Genomic DNA, 3,950 nt, shown 5'->3' on the forward strand with positions numbered 1-3,950 from the left:
TCCACATAATGATACTGGGGTGGTTAATATCGCGGGCGACAAAGTCGGTTAAATCGCGCTGCCAGTCGCGCTTGAATACCGACGAATAATCGTTTCTGTTATCCCATTTGCGGGTGTTCCAGGCGTCGAAAGCTTCGTTGATCACCAGTAAACCTAATTCATCTGCAGCCTGCAGGAACGCACTGGACGGCGGATTATGTGCGCTACGAACGGCATTGTAGCCCGCAGCCAAAATGTTTTTTACCTTACGACGCTCCGCTTTTGGATGCGCTGCCGCGCCTAGCAAATAGTTGTCGTGGTGAATATTCATGCCTTTTAGCAACAGTGGTGTGCCGTTCAACAAAAAGCCTTGCGTTGATGACAGCTCAACAGTGCGAATACCAAATTGGGTAGCCAGCGTGTCGATCACCTGATCGCCTTTCAGCAACCGCTGAGTCAGGGTATATAACACCGGCGATGCAGGCTGCCACCAGTGAGGATTGGCGACAGGGGTAACGCGCTGCAGCGAACTCCCGGTTACCGGCGTGCGCCATACGACAGGCTTTTCCCCGTCAACGGTGATAGTTTGCTCAAGCTCCAGGCCTGTCGGTATATTACCGTCCGCCAGGTTTAGCTTCGTTGAAATAGACAATGTCGCGCTGTCGCCACCGTTACCCGATGAAGTCACTACCGACGTTCCCCACCGCACAATGTGCGTTGCAGGCAGCTCATGTAACGTCACCTCCCGGTAAATGCCGGAGCCACTGTACCAGCGACTGTTCTTTTCGTTGTTGTACACCCGAACGGCGACAACATTGCCCTCGCCTGCTTGCAGGAACGGTGTCAGATCCACCTGAAAGCCGGTATACCCGTAATAGTGTTGCGCAGCTTCCTGGCCGTTCACATACACGGTGGCATTCATATACACACCGTCGAACTCAAGCAGATACTGCTTTGCAGGGTCTATAACCGGTAGCGACTTGCGATACCAGCCAATGCCACCCACGGCATACCCTGTGTTATAGGCGTCGTTCGCCTCTGCGCTGAACGGACTCTGCGTGCCGGGAATATCTTCTATAGACCAGTCATGCGGCAGCGACACCGTTCGCCAGGCACCGTCATTAAAGTCTGTTTGCTTATAGTCCGGGTTGTCGCCGCGTATAAAACGCCAACCCAGATTGATGTGTTCAGGTTCAATGGCAGGCGTAGGAGCCGATTCATCACTGTGGCATTGCGTAAAACCGCAGAGGGTCAGTATGGCAAGGACTACCAGCCAGCGTGCATGTTGTGTTTTCATAGCGTTAAATTTAAGTAAACGTTTTCCCTCATATTTCACTAAAATAGCGCAAATTACAAGGTAGATCACGCTAGCGGGTTTATTGGCACTTCTGTAAATCAATAGGCGAAAACAAACAAAAAACAATAATTACAAACAGTTAAAAGACAAAAACAATAAACAACCAGTGTTGCCGTTCACATCAAATACGACGTGCCATTTAGAACAACAAGGGAAAACCTTTCCCGCAACACCCGGTTCAAATGAAAAACATAAGGGAAATATCAGGGAAAGCGCTTTGACTTATTTAGTAAATGACATTTACTATTGCGGGATTAAATGAAAGCGAAGGATTCAGAGTGGTCACTATCAATGATGTTGCCCGTGTGGCAGGCGTTTCTCCCGCTACAGTATCACGGGTCGTCAACGGCAAAGGCAAAGTGGGCGATGCCTGTCGTGCTCGGGTGCAAAAGATCATTCAGGAGTTGGGTTACAAACCCAATGTCTCAGCCCAGTCGCTGGTAAATCGCCACACCACCAATGTAGGGCTGATCACACCGAAAATCTCTATGGAGTTCTTTGGCAACCTGGCAGCCGGTGCCGAAGTGTCGGCCAGAGATGTCGGCTACAGCCTGTTGATTTGTAACTCCCTTTACGAAGAAGAATCTGAGATTGCGGCTATCGAGAGCCTGCATGCGAAAGGCTGTGAATCCATCATTCTGCACAGCGACTACCTGACCGACAAGCAGCTTATTGAGTTAAGCGAACGTTACAAAGGTCTGGTCATCATTAACCGCTACATTCCCAAGATCGCCAGTCGCTGTGTATGGTTCGACAATGTGGCGTCCACAGCGCAAATAGTTGACCTGCTCGCCAGCAAAGGGCACGAAGCCATTGCAGTGGCGACCAGCATATATCAGAACCGTGACCCTCAGCAGCGCCTGCTGGGCGTGCGCCAGGGCTTTATGATGCAAGGCCTTACCTTCAACGACAATTTGTTGGTGGAATCTACGGCAAACCTGGAAGGTGGCAAAGCCTGCGCGCAGGAACTCATCCAGCGTGGTGAGCCCTTTACCGCAGTGATTGCCTATAACGACCTGATGGCCGTAGGCGTGATCCACGAACTGGTTAAAAATGGCTACAAAGTACCTGAGCAGGTGTCGGTAGTGGGATTTGATGACTCGGCTATGTGCCGCGCCTGTATTCCAACCATCACCACCATTAAATATCCTATCGAGGAAATGGCGGAGTACGCGGTAAAACTGGCTATTGATCTGGCGAAAGACGCCGCCACACCAGAGAACAAGACCCACCTGTTTACGTCGTCAATGATCGAACGTGAGAGCGTGGTCGAGATTTCCCACAGCTAACGTCTGGCTATCGGTCGTTAGCGATTTTGCATGCTTTAATCAGGCGGTGGGCTCGGTTCGCTCGAAAGTGAACCGCGATAATACCGCCATCGCACACAGGCTGATCAGCAAACTGCCGCCCACCAGAATCCATTGCATGGCAACCAATACATCCTTGCCCTGCTCACCCGGCGCGTCGGCATCAAAACCAATTACATTGAGCATCCAGCCTGACAACACAAACGACAGGACCAACCCGAAGTTTAAAAAGCGATTGTGCCGCCCTACGACATAGCTGTCGCTAAGCACGCCGGTTTTCTGCTGGTTTTCGTAACACACATCTGCCAACAACGCCGGCACGAGGGTCGAATGGGCAGTCCAAATCCACGCGCCCAGCAACGCATCGAAAATTAACCAGTGATCCATACCGGGTTGATAAAGCACCCATTTCGATAGCGCATTAATACAGTTCAGCGCATAGATAGCAAACAGGGTTTGCTTCTTTCCAAACCGATTACCAGCTTTCACGATCACCGGAATAGTTGCAAGCCCGATAACCGCATAAGCGGTAGACAAATACCCTTTCCAGAAAGCGCCCTGTGCAATATCACCGCCCTCGACAAAATACACCAGCAGGTAAAAGTCAAAGTTGACGCAGGCGCCAATTAACCCGAACTGCAACACAGTGACGACAAACAGCAGATTGATTTGTTTGAGCAATGCCGTGTTAAACGGCACAGAAGTGTCTGCTTTAAACGCACCAGCAGCAATGGCTGCCGCATTGCGCGACTTCCCCAGTACACCGGCCACCGTTGAAAGCAAACCAATCAACAACACGGCGACCCAGAGGCCGATGGTTTTCATACCTACCGCCAGCGACACAAAAAACTTTGACTGGGCCAGAGGAAACAGCCAGAAATAAAGAATTGAACCGAGCTTTTCAAAGATCGACGTAAAGCCCATGACAGAAGTAATACCATGGGTGTCCGATGTCGCCTCCATGGCCTGACAGCGCATGATCACGGTCATAAAGGTGGCAAAGAAGTAGAAAATAAGCGAACACGCCAGCAAATAGGCAATGCTCTGATCAACACTCCAGGTTGTGGGTACAGCCCACATCGCGGCATAAGCCGCCGCGCAAATCCAACCTGAGGTAATGAGCAACACACGCTGACTGTGAGGCACACTGGCGAGCTTGTCGATGACACTGGCAACCCACGGGCTGATCAGTGCAGACACAAAAACAGGAATGGTTAATACCAATCCCAATAACAGCGGGTCGACACCTAAGGTCATCTGGTAGAAAGGAATAGCTAACGTACCAATGCCATGGCTCACAAAGAAAA

At 50.8% G+C, this 3,950-nt stretch carries 3 protein-coding genes; 1 reads left to right on the forward strand and 2 read right to left on the reverse strand.

Annotated features, from left to right (window positions below; all coding sequences use genetic code 11):
• The coding region (locus AC4MRN_RS19885; RefSeq protein ID WP_491204294.1) for a glycoside hydrolase family 2 protein at nt 1-1,276 on the reverse strand (1,276 nt) is incomplete at its 3' end.
• A gap of 293 nt (nt 1,277-1,569) precedes the next feature.
• Here AC4MRN_RS19885 and AC4MRN_RS19890 point away from each other — a divergent pair.
• Nucleotides 1,570-2,625 (forward strand): LacI family DNA-binding transcriptional regulator, encoded by a 1,056-nt coding sequence (locus tag AC4MRN_RS19890; protein WP_488799132.1) that lies wholly within the window; start codon nt 1,570-1,572, stop codon nt 2,623-2,625.
• 39 nt (nt 2,626-2,664) lie between these two features.
• Here AC4MRN_RS19890 and AC4MRN_RS19895 read toward each other — a convergent pair.
• Nucleotides 2,665-3,950 (reverse strand): MFS transporter (locus tag AC4MRN_RS19895; protein ID WP_491204295.1); only part of this gene is annotated, 1,286 nt, incomplete at its 5' end.

It is taken from the genome of Marisediminitalea sp., from assembly GCF_984433645.1.

Coding starts and splice junctions, on each gene's coding strand:
- AC4MRN_RS19890 (WP_488799132.1), top strand. CDS start 1,570: ATGACATTTACTATTGCGGGATTAAATGAAAGCGAAGGATTCAGAGTG.